The following is a 20,086-nucleotide window of genomic DNA, read 5'->3' as shown; positions in this document are numbered from 1 at the left end:
TCGGGTCCTCACTCGGTCTGCTGTGCGGCTACGAAGGTAACCCTAACCTAATTCGAGGTGGCGTCAACGGCAAGGGTCGAAATACCTCTGAGCGAAATTCGTCCGGTCCGATGAACGGCTAGGCTCTGGTCGTGACACAGTTCGCCTACTTCGGGCCGTCGGGGACGTTCACCGAGATGGCCCTCGATCGGTTCCTCGCCGACGCGGACCTGATGTCGGCATTGCTCGGCGAGGGTGCGTCGGTGTCCGGCGAGGCGGGAGCGACGGGACCGGGGGCGATCGAGAAGGTCGTCGCGCCGAGCCCGGTGGCGACCATCGACGCCGTCCGCTCCGGACGGGCGGAGTTCGCCTGCGTGCCCATCGAGAGTTCCCTCGAGGGTTCGGTGCCGGCGACGATGGATGCCCTCGTCCCCGTCGCGAGCGCGGTGATACCGCGGGTGCAGGTGTTCGCCGAGGTCCAGCTGGAGATCGCCTTCACCATCGCCGCCCGGCCGGGCGTCGCCGCAGACGACGTGCGCACCATCGCCGCCTATCCGGTCGCCTCGGCGCAGGTACGCACCAGCGTCGCCCGGTTGTTCCCGGAGGCCGGGTTCGTCACCGCCACCTCGAATGCGGCCGCCGCGCTCGACGCCGCGGCCGGCGTGACCGACGCGGCGGTCACCACGAGTCTGGCCGCCGCCTCGTCGGGGTTGGTCGTGCTGGCCGACGGCGTCTGTGACGCCACCGATGCGCTCACCCGGTTTCTGCTGATCGGCCGGCCCGCGGCCCCGCTGCCGGTGTCCGGCGCCGACCGCACGTCGGTGATCCTCGAACTGTCCAACGAGCCCGGCAGCCTGATGGCTGCGATGAACGAATTCGCTTCGCGCGGAATCGATCTCACCCGCATCCAATCACGTCCCCGGCGCGATCTGGACAACGGCACGACGATGCCGGGGCAGTATCGCTTCTTCCTCGACGCCGTCGGACACATCGATGACGCGGCCGTCGCGGAGGCGTTGCAGGCGCTCTACCGTCGGGCCGAACGGATCACCTACCTCGGGTCCTGGGCGATGACCCGACCCGGTGGCGCACCACCACCCGATCACCGCGCCGGGGCGCAGTGGCTCGAGCGCATCCGCAAGGGGCAGGACTGATGGCCCGGTTGCATCTGGTCCGCCACGGTGAGACCACATCCAACGTGATGCGCCGCCTCGACACCGCGCTGCCCGGTGCCGCGCTGACGGATTTCGGTGTGCGCCAAGGCGTTCGGTATGCGCTGGAAAGTGGTAGGCAAACACCGGCGGTGCTGGTGAGCTCGGTCGCGCGACGCGCCCAGCAGACCGCCGAGTTGATCGGCTCGGTGTGGGAGGTGACGCCCGAGGTCGTCGAGGGAATCCACGAGGTGCAGGCCGGCGAACTCGAGGATCGCAGTGATGAGGAGGCGCACGGGGTGTTCCGATCGGTCCTCGACGCCTGGTACGGAGGTGCACCGGACACCCGCATCCCCGGCGGCGAGTCCCTCGAGATGGTCTATGCGCGTTACCTTCCGGCGATCGACGTTCTCGCGCAACGTCATCTGAGCGGACCGGACGCCACCGACGTGGTGGTGGTCAGTCATGGTGCCGCCATCCGGCTGGTCGCCGCCCGGCTGGCGGGTATCGACGGAAAGTTTGCCGCCGCAACACATCTGCCCAACACCGGCTCGGTGGAGCTGGAGTACCGGGACGGGCTGTGGATCTGCCATCGGTGGGGTGCCACACGCGCGCCGTTCGGGGATGTCGTCGACGAGCCCCTGGTGGTCGACGACAATCCGATGGGGTAGAAGTGCGGTCCGGCTCCGAGCAGGCTGCGTCCCGTCGCTCAGGCGCGGCTAGGCGGAGGTGCCTCGGACCGGGGGGAGTCCGAATGTGTGCTGGAGTTGCGCGATGTGGCGACGAACCTCATAGAGGTCGGCGGTGAGTTGATGCCGCTGAGGTGAGCGCGGTGGCAGGTCGTCGAGTTCGGCCACCAGCGAGTCGGCCATCGCCTCGAACTCGTCGACGAAGATCGTCGCCTGTACCCGGGCGGCATGATCGGGTACAGGCGGCATGTCTGCGAATGTAACCCATTGTCCGGCGACCCGTGAGGTGGATCGAGGGCGGCAGTGACTCGATCTCACCCCCAGCCGTGGGCGTGCAGCCACTCGTCGTCGATCCCGAAGTGATGGCCGATCTCGTGCACCACAGTGACCGCGACCTCATGCACCACCTGCTCACGGGTGTGGCACATCGCGAGAATCGGTTCCCGGTAGATGGTGATCGTGTCGGGCAGGAATCCGCCGTAGTCATGGGTCCGTCGCGTCAGTGCCACACCGGAATACAGCCCCAGGATGTGATCGGACTCGGCGTTGCGGGGTTCGATGAGGATGACGACGTTGCTCATCGCATCCGTCAATTCGCTCGGGATGGAGTCGAGCGCATCCCCGACGAGGATCTCGAACTCCTCGTCGCGCATCCGTACGGGCATCGTGCGCCTTTCTCAGCCGGCCGGGGCGGGAGTCTCGAGCGGATTGGGGGTGACGCCCTGCGGCAATGGAACCGGCGTCGGCAGTGCCCGTCCGGGGGGTGCCTGCGACGGCGCCACCGGCAGCTTGCCGTTGATCAGGACGGTGCCGCGGGCGTCGCCGACCAGCGTGGCGAACCCGCCGCCGTCGGGTAGACCCAGATAGCACACCACCTTTCGGCTCCCCGACAGCCAACGTGGCTCACCGATGACCGACCACTGGACGTTCAGCGTGGTGGCGTCGAGTTTGGCCTTGCCGCCGACGAAGCGTTCGGCCTGGGCGGGGCAGATGGTGGCGAGGTAGGCGTTCTGGTCCTTCACCGCCGGCCAGGGACGTCCGGAGCTCTTGTCGCCGAACCGTTGGGCGAGGTCGACGATGCCGGTGGTCTGGAAGGCGTGCGGTTCCGAGCAACTCACCGTCGTCGGAGGTACCGCGACCTGGCGGGTTTCGGGATTGATACCGATGCAGGTGCCGGCCGCCCACTGGAACGACTGATCCTGGTCGGCGACCTTCCCGGCGAACAGCTGCGGCGTGCCGTCGGCGCCGGTCACCTGCAGGCCGCAGCGCAACTCGCGGGCACCCTTGACCCACTGATCCTGCGGCGGGTACATGAGGCCGACGGAGAAACGGCCCTGCGGATCGAGCCGTCCGTCGAGGTAGCGGTTGACGATCACCGGGCACTGCTCGTCGCGGATCTGCCCGAAGCGCTCGGGCCCGGGCCAGGGTGCCGACTCACCGAACTCCGAGCCGGGCAGGATCGCCGTGTTCAGTGCGCCGGCCACCTCGAAGCGATGCTCCTCGGCGCACGGCACGTTCACCGGCTCACCGGGCTTGTTCGCCGGCCACGTCAGGCAATCCCCGGGTCCCGACTGGGTGAAGGCGTTCTCCGCGAGGCGTTCGCTCTCGCCGATGTCGGTGTCGCCGACGCTGCCGCGATCGTCGAAGGCGCCCATCGCCACCGCGATGCCCCCGGCGACCAGTGCGCCCACCAGCACCGCGGCCAAACCGATCAGCACGATGTTGCGTTGCAGCCAACTCGATGATGCGGTGGGCTCGGGAACGGACTCGTCCTCGGACGGCTCGAACCGGACCGTGTCCTGGTCGGCGTCGACCGGCTCGACCTCCGACCAAGCCTGCCGGGTGCGGTCGGAGTCGGCGTCGACCTGACGGAACTGTGTGGTCGGCTGGTCGTCGGCGGGGTCGGTGTCGGGTTGCTTCACCAGGCTCGTCGTCGCGCTGTGGTGATCGCTCGTCGGACTCTGTTGATCGTCGTCCGCATCGTCGTACGGCGGTGCGGCGTCTTGAACGTCATCGTCCGGTGCGTCGTCGTCCCGAAAGTCGTCGTCACGGTGGGCTTCGTCACTCATCGCCATCCATCATGCCTGGTGCGGCCCGCACGGCGAGCGTCGCCACGGCCCCGGAGGCCGTCCGCCCTAGACTCGACCCGTGTCTGCGCACGCCGATGAGCCCGAAGGCCACGCCCCCGAACCGGACATCGACCCGGCCGTGATCGAGTTGGCGACCCGGCTCTTCGACCTCGCCCGGGCCGGTGCGACCGCCGAACTCGCCGCCTATCTCGACGCCGGTGCACCCCCGGACCTGCGCAATCGGTCCGGGGATTCGCTGCTCATGCTGGCCGCCTATCACGGTCACGCCGACACGGTGATCGCGCTCGCCGAGCGTGGCGCCGACGTCGACCTGGCCAACGATCGTGGTCAGACACCGCTCGCCGGGGCGGTGTTCAAGGGAGTCGACGACGTGGTCGAGGCACTCGTCGGGGCGGGCGCCGATCCCCGCGCGGGGGCGCCCACCGCGCACGACACGGCGACGATGTTCGGCCGCGACGACTACCTGCGACTCTGGGACTCCTGATCAGCTCGCGTAAGGTTTTTTCTCGTGATCGACCTCAAGATTCTGCGTGAGAACCCCGACCGTGTTCGCGAGTCCCAGCGGGTCCGTGGTGAAGACCCCGGACTGGTCGATCAGCTGCTCTCCGCGGATGCGACGCGTCGGGCCGCGATCGTCGAGGCCGATGCGCTGCGTTCGGAGCAGAAGACTCTCGGCAAGCAGGTCGGCAAGGCGTCCGGCGACGAGAAGGCGGCGTTGCTGACCAAGGGCAAGGAGCTCGCCGACCAGGTCAAGGCCGCGGTGGCGCGTCAGACCGAGGCCGACGAGGCGTCGAAGGCCGCGCACATCGCGATCTCCAACGTCGTCGAGGGGGCGCCGCCCGGCGGTGAGGACGATTACGTCGTGCTCGAGCACGTCGGTGAGCCCCGCCCGATCGAGAACCCGAAGGATCACCTCGAACTCGGCGAATCCCTCGGCCTGATCGACATGGAACGCGGCGCCAAGGTGTCCGGGTCGCGGTTCTACTTCCTGACCGGCTTCGGCGCGATGCTGCAGCTGGGGTTGCTGACGATGGCCGCGCAGAAGGCCGCCGCCAACGGTTTCACCCTGATGATCCCGCCGGTGCTGGTGCGTCCGGAGGTGATGGGTGGCACGGGATTCCTCGGTGCGCACGCCGACGAGGTCTATCACCTCGACAAGGACGACGATCTCTACCTGGTCGGTACCTCCGAGGTGCCGCTGGCCGGCTATCACATGAACGAGATCATCGATCTCGCCGATGGGCCCAAGCGCTACGCCGGATGGTCGAGCTGCTTCCGCCGGGAGGCCGGCTCCTACGGCAAGGACACCCGCGGCATCCTGCGCGTGCACCAGTTCGACAAGGTCGAGGGCTTCATCTACTGCAAACCCGAGGAGGCCGAGGCCGAACACCAGAAGCTGCTCGGCTGGGAGAAGGAGATGCTCGCGGCGATCGACGTGCCGTATCGCGTCATCGACGTCGCCGGCGGCGACCTCGGCTCGTCGGCGGCCCGCAAATTCGACTGCGAGGCCTGGGTCCCCACCCAGGACACCTACCGCGAGCTCACCTCGACGTCGAACTGCACGACCTTCCAGGCGCGTCGACTGTCGATCCGCTATCGCGACGAGACCGGCAAGCCTCAGGTCGCGGCCACTCTGAACGGCACGCTGGCCACCACCCGCTGGCTGGTCGCGATCCTGGAGAACCATCAGCAGCCCGACGGTTCGGTGGTACTGCCGCCGGAACTCGCGCGTTTCGTCGGCACCGAGGTGCTCACCCCCTCAATGTCGTGATGTGAGTTCGCGATGACCCTCGGAATCATCGTCGCGGTGATCGGCGCATTCGCCTTCGCCGCGGCGGCCGTACTCCAGGCGCTCGGCGCCGATCAGGTGGCCCAACGCGCGGCGATCCGTGAGGAACGCCGTGAGTCGAACAAGGCGCATCCGTCGTTGCGGTCGACGGCGGCGACGATGCTGACGGTCCCGTTCCTGATTGGGTTCATCTTCGACATCGTCGGTTTCATCGCGACCCTCGCCTCGGCGCGACTCATCCCGCTGTTCCTGTCGCAGACCATTATTTCCGCGCGCCTCGTCGCGACCGCGCTGCTCGCGATGGTGGTGCTGAAGGTCGGCCTGAGCACGCGCGACTGGATCGCCGGTGCGGTGGTGGTGTTCTCGTTGATCCTGCTGGCGGTGTCGGCGGGCCGGGAAGGCGCCGACGACATGTGGTGGATGCACTGGGCGGTGCTGGTGGCAGGTCTCGGACTGTTCGGTCTCGGACTGGTGGTGATGCGCACGATGCGTCGCCACATTGCCGCGGCGACCGGTCTGATCGCCGGTGCGGTGTTCGGAGTGATGGCGGTGGCGTCGCGAATCCTGGACGGTGTCAGCCCCTTTGAGCCGGGTGTGTTGTTCACTGACCCGGCGCTGTATGCGCTGCTGCTCAGCGGCATGGGTGGCTTCTACCTGTTCACCGTCGCCCTGCAGACGGGGTCGGTCAACGGCGCCGCGGCCGCCCTGGTGGTGGGGCAGACCGTTCTGCCCGGTGCGGTCGGACTGATCTTCCTCGGCGATCTGGTCCGCGACGGCTGGGGCCCGGCGGCGATCGTGGCCTTCGTCGCCTCCGTCCTGGGCGGTGTGGTGCTGGCGTCGTCGAGTGCGGTGACCGCGGTCGAGAAGGCCGACCTGACCAACCGGCCCGCTGGGTACGGACACGGCTGACACTCATGGTGATCGGCATCGTCGCGGCGGTCGTGGCCGCATTCGCCTACGGAACGGCATCGGTGCTGCAGGCCAAGGGCGCCACGAGTGTCCCCGACGTCACGAGTGGCCGCGCTGGGAATGGGCGTGGCGCGCCGAGCCTGCGGTCCACCGTGGCGGCGATGCTCACCGCCACGTTCATCGCCGGGCTGGTCCTCGACGGACTGGGCTTCCTCGGCAATCTGTTCGCCGCGCGCACCGCACCGCTGTTCCTCGTACAGCCCATCATCGCGGCCAATCTCGCGGTCACCGCGGTGCTCGCGTCGATCGTCCTGCACATCGATCTGCGGATGCGGGACCGGTGGGCCATCGTGGCGGTCGTGGTCGCGTTGGTGGTGCTCGGGGTGTCGGCCGGCGAGGAGGGGCACGACAACACCGAATCCGGCCACTGGATCGTCCTCGGGGTCGGACTCGGACTCCTCGTGGCCGGCCTCATCGGGATGCGGTTGCTCACCGGTCGCGTCGCGGTGATGGCGGGCCTCCTCGGCGGCACCCTGTTCGGCGTGATGGCGGTGGCCGTCCGCCTCGTCGACGGACTCGATCCGTTCGACCTACCGACCCTGCTGACCGACCCGGCCGCCTACGCGGTGGTGGCGTGCGGTCTCGGCGGGTTCTACCTGTTCACCGTCGCGTTGCAGACCGGATCGGTGAGCGCGGCCGCCGCGTCGATCGTGGTCGGCGAGACCGTGATCCCCAGTGCCGTCGGGCTCGGTTGGCTCGGCGACACCGTGCGCGCCGGATGGGGACCGGTCGCCGTCATCGCCTTCGTGGTCGCGGTCGCCGGCGCCATGGTGGTGGCGACGTCGTCGGCGGTCACCGAGGTCGAGCAGGCCGAGAGCGCCTGACGCTCACAGGTCACCGAGGTCGCGGATCGTGATGGCCGCCTGCACCCGCGAGGTGACCCCGAGCTTCATCAGCACCCGGCCGTGTTCAGCGGCGTCGAGCTTGTTCACCGGCACCGAGCCTGGCCGATCATGTTGTGCTGCAACACCATCAGCATCAGCGCGGGGTGTGGCGGGTCATGGTGGCCCGCCGCCCCGATCCCGGCGCAAATAGTATGGCGCATCTCCAATCCGAGTCACGTGGAACGCCTGTCTCTGCGGGGCGTTGATGCCGCACGCGAGAATCGGGTGAGGTTCTCCGTCACCTGTTGGGCGGTGACACCGTTGCGAAGGACGTAGATCGGGATGGATTGGTCTTTGGTCGAGGGGGTGAAGTAGCCGCGGACCTCACGCTGGACGAGGCACCCGTCTGCGGGATAGATGTGGATCTCTCCGGCTCCTTGGGGGAACAGCATGACCTTGCCGATATCGGCAAGGGGGATGTGGAGCCGTCTGCGGAAATACTGCACGGTCACCCCGCGAGGGGACACCTCGAGCGCCGGACGGTGGAAGTAGTTGCAGTCCATCAGAATTGTCAACACCAGCGACACAAGTGCGATCACAATGAAACTCGCACCCGCAGTTGGTGTCCGGATACTCGGCGAGATCTGCGCCCACGACGGAGTGATGAAGGCACCCACTGCCAGCCACGCATACCCAAAGGCGCACAAATGCGCAATGACCTTCAGGCCATTCCACCACGCGCGTCCCTGAGCGACCGAGAAGTAGGTCGAGGACACTGCGACATCAGGCTTGCCGATGGCAAGAAGAAGGAGGGCAGCCCCCACGAGAAGAAGCGAGAAACCTGGGACCATGGCCTCGGGTTCGCCTGCAGCCAGTGGGGCCACGATGCAGACGGCACCGAAAAGGATAAAGACGACGGACGTCACCCGGGTGGCGAGGGCGACGCGGGGCGCGCGCTGATCGAACCGGGCGATCTCATTGTCCGACGGCAGTCTCATCTCGGCTCTCATTTCCATAGCCACTGAACAAGGGCGGTGCCACCGGTTGGAAACGCGAAGCCGATTCCGGCTCCGACGAGGGCGCCAGTAGGCCCTCCAATCATCGAGCCGACGACCATTCCAGCAACCACGCCTGCTGCCAACTGATTCAACGGCGCCACACTTCGCACCCGCTCCTGAGATTTGATCGCGGTCACCCGCCACCCATCTCCGGTGGTCATCGACACCCTTTGATCGGCAAACGAATTCGGTGCCGCCGACGCCACCGAGGCCCCGCGGCCGCACACCCCACTGCGATTCGCGGCCGCGGCACCACCGCGCACCCACCGGGCCCCGACACCCGCCACGATCACACCATCCTCGACGACTCAACGTTCAGTAACAACAATTGAGAATGAAGCGTGGCACACCAGTGGTTGGTGTGCAACACCACGTTCAGCCGTGTTCAGCCGATCCCGGGCGGATCGCCACCGCGCGGATACGGGCCGCCGTCGTGGTGTCGGCCCTGGCGAGCTCGCGACATGTCCGGCGGATGGTGACGGCCGGGGTCGCCGCCGTCGTCTCCAAGACCGACGCCTTCGACAATCTCCTGGAGGCGCTCGATGCCGCCGTGTCCGGCCGGAAGTGGATGACCCCGACGATGGCACGGTCGGTGCTCGACGACCGCGACGCCACGCGACCGGAGTTGTCGCCCAGAGAGATCGAGGCGCTGCGGCTATACGCGTGCGGCAAGAAACTCGGCTCGGTGGCACGTCGGATGGGGACCGCACCGAGCAACGCGAAGCGATACGCCGACGGGGATCGACGGAAGTGTGAGTCGGTCGGATTCTGGGCGCGCACCCGATCCGAACTCTGTGCCGCGGCAACCGAAGACGGCCACATCCTGCGAGACGCCCCGATCGAGTGATGGTGCGCGTGCGCAATCAAGTTGCAGGCGAGGCGTTCTCGGATTCCTCCAGATCGGGTGGCGCGGGCGGGATGCGGAAGCCGATGAAGCCGTAGAGCACACTGAGGATCGGGCTCACGAAGCAGAAGATCGCGAACGGGAGATAGGACAGCGTCGCCACCCCGAGGACTGCACCCATGAAGGCGCCGCACGAATTCCACGGCACCAGCGGAGAGGTCACCGTCGCGCTGTCGGCGCATAGGCGGGACAGATTCTGGGGTGCGAGTCGGCGCTGGATGAACTCGGTCCGATAGATGCGGCTCGGCAGCACCAGTGCGATGTACTGGTCTCCGGCAACCACATTGAGACCGAAACAGGTGGCGAACACCGTGAGGTAGAGGCGGCCACGCGTGGTGGCGGCCCGAATCATCGGATCGATGAGCCGCGCGATGAGGCCGAACTTCTCCAGCAGCGCACCGAAGGTGACGGCACCGATGATCAGCCAGATGGTCAGCAACATCGAATCCATGCCACCGCGGGAGACCAGACGATCGATGTCGGAGACACCGCTGGAGGCGACGAAACCGTTGGCCATCGCCCGCCAGCCCGCCTGCAGCGCCCCGACCACGGGGTTGCTCGAGCCGTCGAAGCCGGACACGAAACTCTCCAGTGCGGCGTGCTGGGTGAACGGGGCCATGATGGCCGCGAACAGCGACGCGGTGATGAGCGCGAGGTAGGGCGGCCATTTCCGGATCGACAGGATGATGAGCAGAACCAGCGGTAGCAGGTTCACCGGATTGATCCAGAAGACCTGGTCGAGGCCGGCGAGTTCGACCTCCTCGCCCGGCGTCGGTTGTACCGCCGGGCCGGCGACCCCGAGGATCGCGAACGCCACGCAGGCGATGCCGAACGCGGGCACCGACGTCCACACCTGACTGCGAATGTGGGTGTAGAGGTCCACCTTCACCATCTGGGCGGTCAGCACCGTCGTCTCCGACAGCGGCGACAGTTTGTCGCCGAGGTATGCGCCGGAGATGACCGCGCCGGCGGTGATCGCTGTGGACACCCCGAGGAGTCCGGCGATGCCGACGAGGCCGACGCCGATGGTCCCCGCGGTCGTCCAGGAACTGCCGATCGACATCGCGATGATGCCGCACACCAGTGCCGTCGCGATGTAGAAGTAGCCCGGCGCCAGGATCTGGATGCCGTAGTAGACCAGCGTGGGAATGGTTCCGGACAGATTCCAGGTGCCGATCAACGCGCCGACGGCCAGCAGGATGAAGATGGCCGAGGTGATCGACGACAGTGCACCGCGACTCGCTTCCTCGACGTGCTCCCAGGTGTAGCCGTTCTTGAACAGGATGACGGTGACGATCGCGCAGCACAGGATGAGTGCCACCTGGATCGGTCCGTCGAGGGCGTCGAGGCCGAACAGCGCCAACGATCCCGCGATGAGCACCGCGAGGGCGATGATCGGGATGACGGCATCGGCCAGGCCGGGCGGTCGGATGCCCTCCGCAGTGCTGATAGAGCTGTCGGAATCGTCGGTCACGGCGTGCTCCGTTCGTCCCGAGGTGAGCGAAGAATCGGTGCACCAACTATCGCGGGTTCACCCGGTCCTGGGGGCTCTTTCGGGTGACCACTGTTCGGGGGCCATGCCTCACGGCGTCACCGGTGGATTGCCGAGCTGCGCCTGGAAGATGGCCGCCAGATTGTTGCCCACCAGATTGGCGAAGGCCGGCCAGGTCTGCGGGTTCAACGCCATCGATCCCTGATCAGTGGTGCTGCAGCCCGCTTGAACGGGTATGCCGTTCAAGCGATCCCGCATCCACACCACGGCGGGGGCGAAGCCTTCGACGGCGAGGGTGATGTGCTCGCTGAAGTGATCGCGGGTGTAGGTGACCTGGGCGTCGGGGTTGGCACAGTAGGTCGCCACCAGACGGTTGACCGGGCCGACCGGGGCGATCCAGTCGGGGTTGGACTGGTACATGAACATCGGAAAGTCGGGTGTGGTGGTGCCCATCTTCAACGCGCCCAGCACCTTTCGTGGGGTGGGGTAGGTGAGTGGGTCGCCGGGCAGGGTGAACAGTCCCTTGATGTTCAGGAAGGGGGCCAACGCGGCCTGATAGGTCAGGCACAGCGGATTCTTGGTTGCGAGCAGGGTTTTGCCGAGCGGATTGACGTGCTGCTGCAAGAAGTGTTCGAGTTCGGGATATTCGCGGCTGACCCCGATCACGCCGGCCAGGATCAGTCCGGATGCGGCATTGTTGTTCGCGAGGTTGACCAGGGCGGCGATGTCGGCCGGGATGCCGCCCTCGGCCGCTCCGACGATCGGTAGTTCGGGGGCATAGGTCTTGTGCAGTTCTGATGCCCAACCGGTGGCGATGGCCCCGCCCGAGTAGCCCATCAGCCCGACGCGGAGGTCATCTTTCAATCCCAGCGGAGCGAAGTTGCGGGCTCCTCGGATTCCGTCGAGGGTGATCCGCCCGGCGAGCGGTCCTGCGGCGAATGCGGAATCGGGTCCCTCGTGGTCGGGGATCACCACCGACCAGCCGGCCGACACGAGTGACGTGATCTGCAGCAGTTCGTATGTCGAGTCCGCCGATCCGGTCAACTGCCCCGGGATGGAGGCCTGCTGCAGGGCATATGACGGTGCGCAGTACATCGAGGTCGAGTCCTCTGCGCTCTGCCAGGAGACGAGCTTGGACGGCCCCGGCCGTAGGGCGCCGCGCGGCTTGATCAGGGTGGCCACGGCGCCGATCGGCTCGTTGCGGGTATTGGTCGATCGATACGAGATCTGCCAGCTGTCCACATTGATCGGGATCACCGACAGGGCAGCGAGATTGACGCGGCGAGCGGCGATGATCTCGCCGGGTCGCTTGGCGGCGACCACCGTCGGGGAGGGCTGATAGAAGGCGTGATCGAACTCGGGGATGGTCGGCGGCACCGGAAACGGCAGTGCGGGCTGGACACCGACCGTCGATTGCGTGGTCGGCGCGGCCGACACGACATCCGGTGTACACACTCCCGCCAGGGTGACGCTGATCGCTGTCGTGGCCATCGCCACCACGACCCGTGTCATCCGTCTCGTGTTCCAACCGCGCATTCGCTCACCCCAGACCGTCAATGTGAGACGCCTACGTCTCACTTGTCTTGCTGAAGCTACCGTGCAGTGAGGTGGAACACAACACCTGCCGTGGACAGGTTCGATCTCAGCGGGCCTCAGAGGGTGATGAAGGACAGCAGGATGTCGGCGAGTAGATCCACGATAGCGTCGACGCGATCGGGCGCCGGATCAGTGCTCCACCGGTGGATGACCGAGGTCAGCGCGCCGACGAAGGCGATCGCCAGATCGTCGTCCCGATCGGTCGGGGTTCGATGCGCGTACTCGGCCATCGCGGCGGTGAAGAAGCCGACCCACACCTCACGGTCGTCCAGACGGTGGCTCTCGACCGCGGGGCTGACGCCGACGATCTGGACGAACGCCACCTCGGCCCGGCGCGGATCGCTGACCACCGAGGCCATGAACGCACGCATGGCCACCGTCACCAGATGGCGTCGGTCATCGGAATCGCTGGCCGACAACGCATTCGCCACCGCATCGCGCGCGCCCTGTTGGATCTCGTCGTAGAGCGCGATCAGCAGTGCCTCACGGTCAACGAAGAGTTCGTAGAACTGGCGACGGGACAGGGCCGCGGTGCGGCAGATCGACGTCACCGACGACGCCGCATAGCCGGCGGTCGAGAACTCTTCGAGTGCCGCGTCGAGGAACTGACGCCGACGTGCGGCGGAGCGGTCGGCGACCGACCGCCCACCGTACGTGCGGTCGGCCATGCTCAGCCGCCGAGATGCTTGGCGCGCAACTCATGTCCCTTGGAGGTGAGGCAGCGGCCAGTGGGCAGATCCCACTGCCACCCATGCAGGTTGCAGGTGAGTTTCTCTCCCTCGATCACCCCGAACTTGCCCAGGTCGGCCTTGAGATGAGGGCATCGTCGCTGGATCTCCCAGCCGTCCTTGGTGATCGACGCCGAATCGTCGTGGGCTTCGGAGAACCAGCCGTCGGCGTACGCGATGCGTTCGTCGGTGAGGCATTTGAAGAAGGTGTACAGGTACTCGTTGTACCCGCCGATGCGCCAGGTGGTGAAGCGCGTCGACAGGAAAATGGTGTTGACCCAGTCCGGTTCGTCGTCGCGCAGGACGGTGCGTACGATCTCCGGGGCGATCCGGAAACCGTAGCGGTACTTGCCCTCTCCCTCCTTCGGCTCGCGAACGATGCGATTCGGGAAGTCCAGGACAACCGTCTCATCACCCATCACCAGGCCGACCGGATAGCCGATGCCGTCGCAGATCAGATCCGACGCCGCCATGATCGGCTCGAAGAGTTCCTTGAGCGGTGGCAGTAGCGGATCGCCCTCGGCCGACGCCCAGCCGGCCTTCTCCGCGGCGATCACGGGGGCGAACTTCTCCTTCATCCGCTCCAGGTAGGCCTGTTTGTTCTCGCCGAAAACATCGTGCGGCGCATAGGGATGCGTGACGTCGTCGAGGACGTCGCCGGTGAAGTTCGCGACCGAACCGGACACCATCATCAGCCCGCGATGCTTCACGCCGTCGTCGGTGCCGTGAATCCGCATCTGCTCCAGAAAGGTCTCCTGATCGGGGAAGATCGAGGTCACGTCGCCCGGGCGTTTGTTGTCCGGACCCTCGATCCCCGAACCGAAGTCGTTGAGCGAGAACAGGTCCTCGTCGAGGAACATCGGCGGACCGGCCGACGGCACCACCCAGGTGGCGCCGACCTGCTCAATGTAGGACCGGGCCCGATCCATGCCCCGCTGACGCTTCTGTGCGGCGAAGTTGGCCTTGGACCGGCGCGGGATGTCGTAGACCATCGGATACCAGATGGCACCCGAATACTGCAGCAGATGGACGTCGACCCGGCCGAACTGCTCGTCGATGACGTCGAGGTCGATGGGGCGGGCGTCGTTCATGTTGAACACCACGGTCTCGCCGTCGTCGACGACGAGACCGGAGTCGCCGATCGGGCCGTCGGCGGGGGCGCGCAACGCGATGATCATGACGTCGAGGGAGCCCTTGGGGCCGGTGACCGTCGTCTTCTCCGAGTCGGTGGTCTCGACGAACTTGGTGAAACCGAGCTTCTCGAGTTCCCGCTTGAGGTCCGGCACCGGGTAGTCCGGCAACAGCACCGTCGCGTCCTTGCTGACGTTGTCCCGCAGGTTCTGCTCGTCGAAGTGATCGCGGTGCAGGTGCGAGACGTAGAGGTAATCGCACTGGCCGAGGGCCTTCCAGTCCAGCTCGGAATTGTCCGGGAACGGGATCCACGAGGCGAAATACGCCGGATTGGTCCAGGGATCGCAGAGGATCGACCCGGCCGAGGTCTGGATGTGGAATCCGGCATGGCCGATGCTGGTGATCTGCACGTGGGGCCTTTCTGCTTCGCATGCGCGGGGCTGCGCGCCTGTCGCTTCGACATACCAATCTAACGAGCCCGGCGTGGTGACGTCGTGGGCCGTAGGGCTGTGTTTGTCGGCGCCGCCTCCGGCGAGGCGTGTGCGGCCCTGTCGACGCATGACCGCGCTCACATCGCGGAACCGCAGGGCTGTCCCCGGCGACCACTGTCCTGGGTGATCGTGATGACCGCCCTGCAGATGACGACCGACCAGGTTCAGGGGAACGCCATGATCACGCTCGCCGACGAGATGCCCGGCATGCCGATGGAGATGCAGTCCGATATGCACGAGATGGCACCGGGGATCGACTGGTTCCCGCCCTGGCTGACGATCCTCGTGTCGATCCTGCTGCTCGGCGCGGCTCTGCATCACGTGCCGTGCGTGATCCGCGGACACGGAAATCGCTGGTTCCACCTCGGGCACATCGTCATGTGCCTGTCGATGATCTACATGTACCTGATCATGTCGTTCCGCCCGCCGGAGTCCTGGGGGCCGGATGTCTCGCGGGCACAGATGTGGTTCTTCGTCGTCATCAGCGCGCTCGTCCTGGCCTATCTCGTCAGCCTGCTCGCCCGCCGACGATCGTTCTCGTTGCTGTGGCTGCTGCTGCTCGCTCAGCAGGCCGGAATGATCTACATGTGGCTGCCGATGGCGTCGTGGAGCGGACTGCTCAGTGTCGTCCTGATCGTGTGGTTCGTCGCCGAGGCGATCGGGTGGCTCAGCGACATCTTCCGCGGATACTCGGTCGTGCCCCCGGGAGCGGGCAGCGATACCGGCTCCGAACACAGCCACACCGCCGGTGATGACGCCTACCTGCCGTCCGGGTGGCCGGACCGGCTGGCGATGGCGTTCATGGCGTTGAGCATGGCCTACATGTTCTTCGGGATGCAGGGCATGGCCGGGTTCTCGCTGTGAGCGCCGTGACGGCCGCGTCGGCGCCGAGTTCTCGGCACGCGGCTACGCACCCGTAACCACCTCGCTAAGCTCGTCTGTCATGGAACCCGTGTACTCGTCCGTCATCACCACCGCGCGCCTCCTGTGGCTGGCCGAGGGACTCAAGTTCTCGGTGTCCGGCGTCGAGAACGTGCCCAAGACCGGGCCCGGCGTCGTCGCCATCAATCACACCGGCTACCTCGACTTCACCTACGCCGGCATCCCGGCCTTCCTGCAGGGCAAGAGGTATGTGCGGTTCATGGCGAAGAAAGAGGTCTTCGACAACAAGTACTCGGGTCCGATCATGCGCTCGCTCAAGCACATTCCGGTGGATCGTGCTCAGGGGGCGGAGAGCTACCGGACCGCCGTCGAGTACCTGAAGGACGGCGAACTCGTCGGCGTGTATCCGGAGGCGACGATCAGCCGCAGTTTTGAGCTGAAGGAATTCAAGTCGGGTGCGGCGCGGATGGCGATCGAATCGGGTGCGCCGATCATCCCGACCGTCATCTGGGGCGCGCAGCGGGTGTGGACGAAGGGCCATCCGAAGCGGTTGGGTCGGACCAAGACGCCGATCGCCATCGGGGTGGCCGAGCCGATAGAGCCGGTCGGTGATCCCGACGCCCTCACCGCCCAACTACACAAGGTGATGAGCGAGAAGCTGCTCGAGTTGCAGGAAAGCTACCCCGATCATCCGAAGGGTGCGTTCTGGGTACCCGCGCGCCTCGGCGGCTCCGCGCCGACTCTCGAGGAGGCCAACCGGATGGACGCCGAGGAGCAGGCCGCGAAGGCGGCCAAGCGTGCGCAGCGTGAGGGTGGTTCGGCGGAGTAGGTCACCTCGTCACTCGGTCCACTCCGAAGGCTGTGCGGGCCCGGGTGACGAATGCCGCCACCGCCGGTGAGGGACTCCGGCGCCACAGCAGGGCCAGCAGCGCCTGCTCGTCGACGCCCCGAATGCGCAGGCCACGGATGGTGTCGGTGGCACCGGCCGCGATCGACTCGCTGAGGATGCCGACGCCGACGCCGTTGCGGACCAGGGCCAGGATCGCATCGGGTGAGCTGGCCTCGACGTCGATGCGCAGATCCGGACACCCGCGATCGAAGACGGTGCGGATGCCGGCGCCTCGCGGCAACCCGACGAGCGTTTCGGCCGCCAGGTCGGTGGGGGTGAGCCGGGCACGTCCGGCGAGGTGATGACCGCGCGGTACCACGGCGACGATGTGCTCGGCGATGATCACCTGGCAGGCCAGATCGGCCGGAGTGGTGCCGGCCAGGCCGGTGAGCGCGACGTCGAGATCGGCGGTGCGCACGCGGTCGGCGAGTGCCGGGGATTCGTCCTCGCACAGGGAGAACCGGACGCCGGGGTGAGCCCTCCGGAACCCGGCGAAGGCATCGAACAGTGCGCCGATGGTGCATCCATCGACCATGCCCACCGACAGCGATCCGGCTATGACCTGCCCGACGTCGGCGACCGCTGTTGCCGCGGCCGCCGCGGAATCCAGCGCCGCGCGAGCGTGCGGGAGGGCGGCGGCACCGGCGTCGCTGAGGGTGACGGTGCGGCCGACACGCTCGAAAAGTGCTGTGCCCCATTCGCGTTCGAGGCCGCGGATCTGGGCGCTGACGTTGGGTTGTGAGGTGTGGGTGAGTTCGGCCGCCCGGGTGAACGAGCCCGACTGTGCGACGGCGACGAAGTACTCCAGCTGCCGGAGTTCCATAACTGCCAATGATAGTTCAGATCAAAGATGCGTCTTGGACTTATGTGTGGATGCGTTCGATGCTGGAGGAGCACATCAACCACCGGAGAGGACGACCTCATGTCGACGGACACCACCCGACCCACCGCCACCCGACCCACCGCCACCCGACCCACCGCCACCCGACCCACCGCCGCCACCCCGGAGGACATCACCCGGCTGTTCGTCGAGTTCTCGAATGCGGGCGACGCCGACGCTGTAGCCTCGCTGTATCACGAGGATGCGGTGATGGCCTTCCCGCCGGGAGAGGTGACCCGTGGCCGCGATGCCATTCGCGATCTGTGGGCGACGGTGCTGGCCGACCGGCCGACTTTCACGCCGGAGCCGCCGCTGCCGACCCTGTATTTCGGTGACATCGCGCTCACCTCCACGCCGCCGAAGGACGGCGCGGGAGCGCGAGCCCAGGTGGTCGTGCAGCGGCCCGACGGATCGTGGGTGCGGATCATCGATCAGCCCGAGTTCGTGCGGTCGAGCGACGACTGAGGGTTCGCTGTCGGAGGCTACCGATAGGGTGGCCGCATGATGACTGCGGCCGGGCCGACCGGTTCCCGGTCCCGACCTCGGCGCCGGGAGCCGGTCTTTCGCACCCTCGAGATCATCGCGTCGACGCTGCGGCGTGCGCAGAACGTCGATCTGCAGTTCACCGGGCTCGACAACATCCCGGCCTCCGGCGGTGCGGTGCTGGTCCTCAATCACACGTCCTACGTCGACTTTCTTCCCGCTGCCCTCGGCTTACGTGCCGTCGGCCGTCGAATCCGGTTCATGATCAAGTCCGAGGTCATGGACATCGGCATCATGCGCTTCCTGGTCACGCACACCGGCACCATTCCGGTCGATCGTTCGCAGGGTGCCGACGCGTATCACGCGGCGGTCGATTCCCTACGCAGCGGTGAAATCGTCGCGGTCTATCCCGAGGCGACCATCAGCCGCAGTTTCGAGCTCAAGGAGTTCAAGTCCGGAGCGGTGCGGATGGCCGCCGAGGCGGGTGTGCCGATGGTTCCGGCGATCGTGTGGGGCGCTCAGCGTCAGTGGACCAAGGGCGGTCGGCGGAACATGGGACGCAGTGGGATTCCGATCCGCGTGAGCTATGGCGTGCCGATTGTCGTCGATGTCGATGCCGACATGGATGCCGAGATCCTGGGGGTGCGCGACACGATGACGGCGATGCTGCACGAGATCCAGGAGCGCTACTCGCATCCGGCCGGTGAGTTCTGGGTCCCGGCCCGCCTGGGTGGGTCGGCGCCGACGCCGCAAGAGGCTGCGGTGATCGAAACCGAAGAGGCACAACGCAAAGCGGAGGCGCGGGCCGCGAAAGCCGCTGCGCATGACCGGAAGGCCAAGAAATGAGTGGCGTCGGGCAGCGACCGACCCTGATCGCGAGCGACGTCGACGGAACACTGATCGACGACGACAATGTGGTGTCCGAACGGACCAAGTCGGTGCTGGCCAACGCCGTCGCCCAGGGTGTCGATTTCGTTCTCGCCACCGGACGTCCGCCGCGCTGGATCGCCGAGATCACCGATCAGTTCGATCCGTCGGTGCTGCCGGTCCGCCACGCGGTGTGCGCGAACGGCGCGATCGTCTACGACGTCGAGAACGATCGGGTGCTGTGGGCGGCGACCCTGGCCCCGGACGTGCTCCTCGAACTCGGAAAACTTGCCCTGGAACACCTTCCGGGCTGCGGTATCGCCGCCGAACGGGTGGGGGAGTCGGCCCACGATGCCGCCACCGCACCGTTCGTCGCCACCGCCGGATACCAACACGCCTGGCTCAACCCGGATCATGTGGAGGTCGGCGACCACGAGATCTACACCGAACCCGCCGTCAAGCTCCTGGTGCGCGCGCCACGGATGCCCAGTGCCGAAATGGCGCAACGGCTCTCGGGTCCGATCGGTGAGCTCGCCCAGATCACCTACTCCACCGACAACGGCCTGATCGAACTGTCCCTGCCGGACACCCACAAGGCCTCCGGGCTGCGAAAGCTGTTGGAATACAGCGGTAGTGACGCCTCGTCGACGATCGCCTTCGGCGACATGCCGAACGACGTCGAGATGCTCACCTGGGTCGACCACGGTGTGGCGATGGGTCATGCCCACCCCGCCGCCCTCGCCGCCGCCGACGAGATCACCGTCGGCAACAACGACGACGGCGTCGCCCGGGTTCTGGAACGCTGGTTCGGCTAGCCTGATCTTCGCTGACAGCGCCCTGAATCTCGTTGACAGCGCTCGGTTCTTCACTGACAGCGCCCTGAATCTCGTTGACAGCGCTCATATTTCGGTCGAGGCGTCCCCATCCGCCGGTCGAGCCGACCCGGAGCGATAGCGCAGGGTCGCGTCGAGACCACGCAACCTGACGCTGGAACCCCCACCACCACAACACCTTCCGCCAAGAACAGCAGCCCATACCACACCCCACCGACAAGAAGAATCCGCCGACAAGAAGTTATCCACAGACGAAAAGTTATGCACAGCAACAGGATTGGAGAAATCGGGCCTTGCGCCGACCGCCAACGAGGCGTACTGTGGTGTACATGACATCGGGGGAACTTGACATCACCATCGA

The 20,086-nt window shown here is 66.6% G+C and carries 22 protein-coding genes; 12 read left to right on the top strand and 10 right to left on the bottom strand.

Annotated features, from left to right (window positions below; translation table 11 throughout):
* Positions 1-131 precede the first annotated feature (131 nt).
* Together pheA and ABLE92_RS23100 are read left to right on the top strand one after the other, a co-directional pair.
* Entirely contained in the window at positions 132-1,133 is a 1,002-nt protein-coding gene (pheA, locus tag ABLE92_RS23105; protein ID WP_348807142.1) for a prephenate dehydratase, read from the top strand.
* Positions 1,133-1,801, top strand: a complete 669-nt coding sequence (locus ABLE92_RS23100) for a histidine phosphatase family protein (RefSeq protein ID WP_348807141.1) — start codon at positions 1,133-1,135, stop codon at positions 1,799-1,801. Before pheA ends, ABLE92_RS23100 begins: the two co-directional genes overlap by 1 nt.
* Before the next feature lie 48 nt (positions 1,802-1,849).
* Here ABLE92_RS23100 and ABLE92_RS23095 read toward each other — a convergent pair whose 3' ends face one another.
* From ABLE92_RS23095 to ABLE92_RS23085, 3 genes are all read right to left on the bottom strand, one after another.
* Entirely contained in the window at positions 1,850-2,068 is a 219-nt protein-coding gene (locus ABLE92_RS23095; protein ID WP_348807140.1) for a hypothetical protein, read from the bottom strand.
* 65 nt (positions 2,069-2,133) lie between these two features.
* A complete protein-coding gene (locus tag ABLE92_RS23090) occupies positions 2,134-2,484 on the bottom strand; it encodes a metallopeptidase family protein (protein ID WP_348807139.1) in 351 nt (116 codons plus the stop codon).
* 12 nt (positions 2,485-2,496) lie between these two features.
* Positions 2,497-3,888, bottom strand: coding sequence for a septum formation family protein (locus ABLE92_RS23085; RefSeq protein ID WP_348807138.1), 1,392 nt, complete (start codon positions 3,886-3,888; stop codon positions 2,497-2,499).
* 79 nt (positions 3,889-3,967) lie between these two features.
* Between ABLE92_RS23085 and ABLE92_RS23080 the strand changes: the two genes are divergently transcribed.
* The 4 genes from ABLE92_RS23080 to ABLE92_RS23065 are packed head-to-tail and all read left to right on the top strand — an operon-like array spanning position 3,968 to position 7,491.
* The gene (locus tag ABLE92_RS23080; RefSeq protein ID WP_348807137.1) at positions 3,968-4,393 is read left to right on the top strand and encodes an ankyrin repeat domain-containing protein; all 426 of its coding nucleotides are present in this window, start codon (positions 3,968-3,970) and stop codon (positions 4,391-4,393) included.
* Between the two features lie 24 nt (positions 4,394-4,417).
* A complete protein-coding gene (gene serS / locus ABLE92_RS23075; RefSeq protein ID WP_348807136.1) occupies positions 4,418-5,680 on the top strand; it encodes a serine--tRNA ligase in 1,263 nt (420 codons plus the stop codon).
* A gap of 12 nt (positions 5,681-5,692) precedes the next feature.
* Positions 5,693-6,607, top strand: coding sequence for a DMT family transporter (locus tag ABLE92_RS23070; protein ID WP_348807135.1), 915 nt, complete (start codon positions 5,693-5,695; stop codon positions 6,605-6,607).
* Between the two features lie 5 nt (positions 6,608-6,612).
* On the top strand, positions 6,613-7,491 hold the full coding sequence (locus ABLE92_RS23065; protein ID WP_348807134.1) for a DMT family transporter: 879 nt from the start codon (positions 6,613-6,615) through the stop codon (positions 7,489-7,491).
* Between the two features lie 233 nt (positions 7,492-7,724).
* Here ABLE92_RS23065 and ABLE92_RS23060 read toward each other — a convergent pair whose 3' ends face one another.
* The gene (locus tag ABLE92_RS23060; protein ID WP_348807133.1) at positions 7,725-8,513 is read right to left on the bottom strand and encodes a hypothetical protein; all 789 of its coding nucleotides are present in this window, start codon (positions 8,511-8,513) and stop codon (positions 7,725-7,727) included.
* Positions 8,498-8,710, bottom strand: coding sequence for a hypothetical protein (locus ABLE92_RS23055; RefSeq protein WP_348807132.1), 213 nt, complete (start codon positions 8,708-8,710; stop codon positions 8,498-8,500). Before ABLE92_RS23055 ends, ABLE92_RS23060 begins: the two co-directional genes overlap by 16 nt.
* Before the next feature lie 311 nt (positions 8,711-9,021).
* On the opposite strand from ABLE92_RS23055, the gene ABLE92_RS23050 reads away from it, so the two are divergent.
* Entirely contained in the window at positions 9,022-9,396 is a 375-nt protein-coding gene (locus ABLE92_RS23050; RefSeq protein WP_348807131.1) for a helix-turn-helix domain-containing protein, read from the top strand.
* A 16-nt stretch (positions 9,397-9,412) separates the two neighbouring features.
* On the opposite strand, the gene nhaC is transcribed toward ABLE92_RS23050, so the two are convergent.
* From nhaC to ABLE92_RS23030, 4 genes are all read right to left on the bottom strand, one after another.
* Positions 9,413-10,927, bottom strand: a complete 1,515-nt coding sequence (nhaC, locus tag ABLE92_RS23045; RefSeq protein ID WP_348807130.1) for a Na+/H+ antiporter NhaC — start codon at positions 10,925-10,927, stop codon at positions 9,413-9,415.
* Positions 10,928-11,035: 108 nt separating this feature from the next.
* On the bottom strand, positions 11,036-12,481 hold the full coding sequence (locus ABLE92_RS23040) for a lipase family protein (RefSeq protein WP_348807129.1): 1,446 nt from the start codon (positions 12,479-12,481) through the stop codon (positions 11,036-11,038).
* Positions 12,482-12,597: 116 nt separating this feature from the next.
* Positions 12,598-13,209 (bottom strand): TetR/AcrR family transcriptional regulator, encoded by a 612-nt coding sequence (locus ABLE92_RS23035; protein WP_348807128.1) that lies wholly within the window; start codon positions 13,207-13,209, stop codon positions 12,598-12,600.
* 2 nt (positions 13,210-13,211) lie between these two features.
* Entirely contained in the window at positions 13,212-14,810 is a 1,599-nt protein-coding gene (locus ABLE92_RS23030) for a Rieske 2Fe-2S domain-containing protein (RefSeq protein WP_348807127.1), read from the bottom strand.
* A gap of 84 nt (positions 14,811-14,894) precedes the next feature.
* Here ABLE92_RS23030 and ABLE92_RS23025 point away from each other — a divergent pair, with 84 nt between their 5' ends.
* Positions 14,895-15,755, top strand: a complete 861-nt coding sequence (locus tag ABLE92_RS23025; RefSeq protein ID WP_348807126.1) for a DUF5134 domain-containing protein — start codon at positions 14,895-14,897, stop codon at positions 15,753-15,755.
* 79 nt (positions 15,756-15,834) lie between these two features.
* The gene (locus ABLE92_RS23020; RefSeq protein WP_348807125.1) at positions 15,835-16,602 is read left to right on the top strand and encodes a lysophospholipid acyltransferase family protein; all 768 of its coding nucleotides are present in this window, start codon (positions 15,835-15,837) and stop codon (positions 16,600-16,602) included.
* 1 nt (position 16,603) lies between these two features.
* Here the strand turns inward: ABLE92_RS23020 and ABLE92_RS23015 are convergent, their stop codons facing one another.
* Positions 16,604-17,485 carry a LysR family transcriptional regulator gene (locus ABLE92_RS23015; RefSeq protein ID WP_348807124.1) on the bottom strand — a complete coding sequence of 294 codons (882 nt, stop codon included), beginning with the start codon at positions 17,483-17,485 and terminating at the stop codon, positions 16,604-16,606.
* Positions 17,486-17,584: 99 nt separating this feature from the next.
* On the opposite strand from ABLE92_RS23015, the gene ABLE92_RS23010 reads away from it, so the two are divergent.
* From ABLE92_RS23010 to ABLE92_RS23000, 3 genes are read left to right on the top strand one after another with little or no spacing between them, the layout of a single operon-like run.
* Positions 17,585-18,007, top strand: a complete 423-nt coding sequence (locus tag ABLE92_RS23010; protein ID WP_348807123.1) for a YybH family protein — start codon at positions 17,585-17,587, stop codon at positions 18,005-18,007.
* A gap of 36 nt (positions 18,008-18,043) precedes the next feature.
* Positions 18,044-18,871, top strand: a complete 828-nt coding sequence (locus ABLE92_RS23005; RefSeq protein ID WP_348807122.1) for a lysophospholipid acyltransferase family protein — start codon at positions 18,044-18,046, stop codon at positions 18,869-18,871.
* On the top strand, positions 18,868-19,707 hold the full coding sequence (locus tag ABLE92_RS23000; protein WP_348807121.1) for an HAD family hydrolase: 840 nt from the start codon (positions 18,868-18,870) through the stop codon (positions 19,705-19,707). Before ABLE92_RS23005 ends, ABLE92_RS23000 begins: the two co-directional genes overlap by 4 nt.
* Positions 19,708-20,086 lie beyond the last annotated feature (379 nt).

Source organism: Gordonia oleivorans (assembly GCF_040044975.1).
Taxonomy (GTDB): Bacteria; Actinomycetota; Actinomycetes; order Mycobacteriales; family Mycobacteriaceae; genus Gordonia; species Gordonia oleivorans.
This window is presented reverse-complemented; position numbering and strand designations above follow the sequence as displayed.

Excerpts from the sequence above, each read along its gene's own strand:
- ABLE92_RS23095 (WP_348807140.1), bottom strand. The coding sequence starts at position 2,068 with ATGCCGCCTGTACCCGATCATGCCGCCCGGGTACAGGCGACGATCTTC.
- ABLE92_RS23035 (WP_348807128.1), bottom strand. The coding sequence starts at position 13,209 with ATGGCCGACCGCACGTACGGTGGGCGGTCGGTCGCCGACCGCTCCGCC.
- ABLE92_RS23015 (WP_348807124.1), bottom strand. The coding sequence starts at position 17,485 with ATGGAACTCCGGCAGCTGGAGTACTTCGTCGCCGTCGCACAGTCGGGC.
- ABLE92_RS23010 (WP_348807123.1), top strand. The coding sequence starts at position 17,585 with ATGTCGACGGACACCACCCGACCCACCGCCACCCGACCCACCGCCACC.
- ABLE92_RS23065 (WP_348807134.1), top strand. The coding sequence starts at position 6,613 with ATGGTGATCGGCATCGTCGCGGCGGTCGTGGCCGCATTCGCCTACGGA.
- ABLE92_RS23070 (WP_348807135.1), top strand. The coding sequence starts at position 5,693 with ATGACCCTCGGAATCATCGTCGCGGTGATCGGCGCATTCGCCTTCGCC.
- ABLE92_RS23005 (WP_348807122.1), top strand. The coding sequence starts at position 18,044 with ATGATGACTGCGGCCGGGCCGACCGGTTCCCGGTCCCGACCTCGGCGC.
- ABLE92_RS23050 (WP_348807131.1), top strand. The coding sequence starts at position 9,022 with ATGGTGACGGCCGGGGTCGCCGCCGTCGTCTCCAAGACCGACGCCTTC.
- ABLE92_RS23090 (WP_348807139.1), bottom strand. The coding sequence starts at position 2,484 with ATGCCCGTACGGATGCGCGACGAGGAGTTCGAGATCCTCGTCGGGGAT.
- ABLE92_RS23100 (WP_348807141.1), top strand. The coding sequence starts at position 1,133 with ATGGCCCGGTTGCATCTGGTCCGCCACGGTGAGACCACATCCAACGTG.
- ABLE92_RS23040 (WP_348807129.1), bottom strand. The coding sequence starts at position 12,481 with ATGCGCGGTTGGAACACGAGACGGATGACACGGGTCGTGGTGGCGATG.
- ABLE92_RS23085 (WP_348807138.1), bottom strand. The coding sequence starts at position 3,888 with ATGAGTGACGAAGCCCACCGTGACGACGACTTTCGGGACGACGACGCA.
- ABLE92_RS23000 (WP_348807121.1), top strand. The coding sequence starts at position 18,868 with ATGAGTGGCGTCGGGCAGCGACCGACCCTGATCGCGAGCGACGTCGAC.
- ABLE92_RS23055 (WP_348807132.1), bottom strand. The coding sequence starts at position 8,710 with ATGACCACCGGAGATGGGTGGCGGGTGACCGCGATCAAATCTCAGGAG.
- ABLE92_RS23020 (WP_348807125.1), top strand. The coding sequence starts at position 15,835 with ATGGAACCCGTGTACTCGTCCGTCATCACCACCGCGCGCCTCCTGTGG.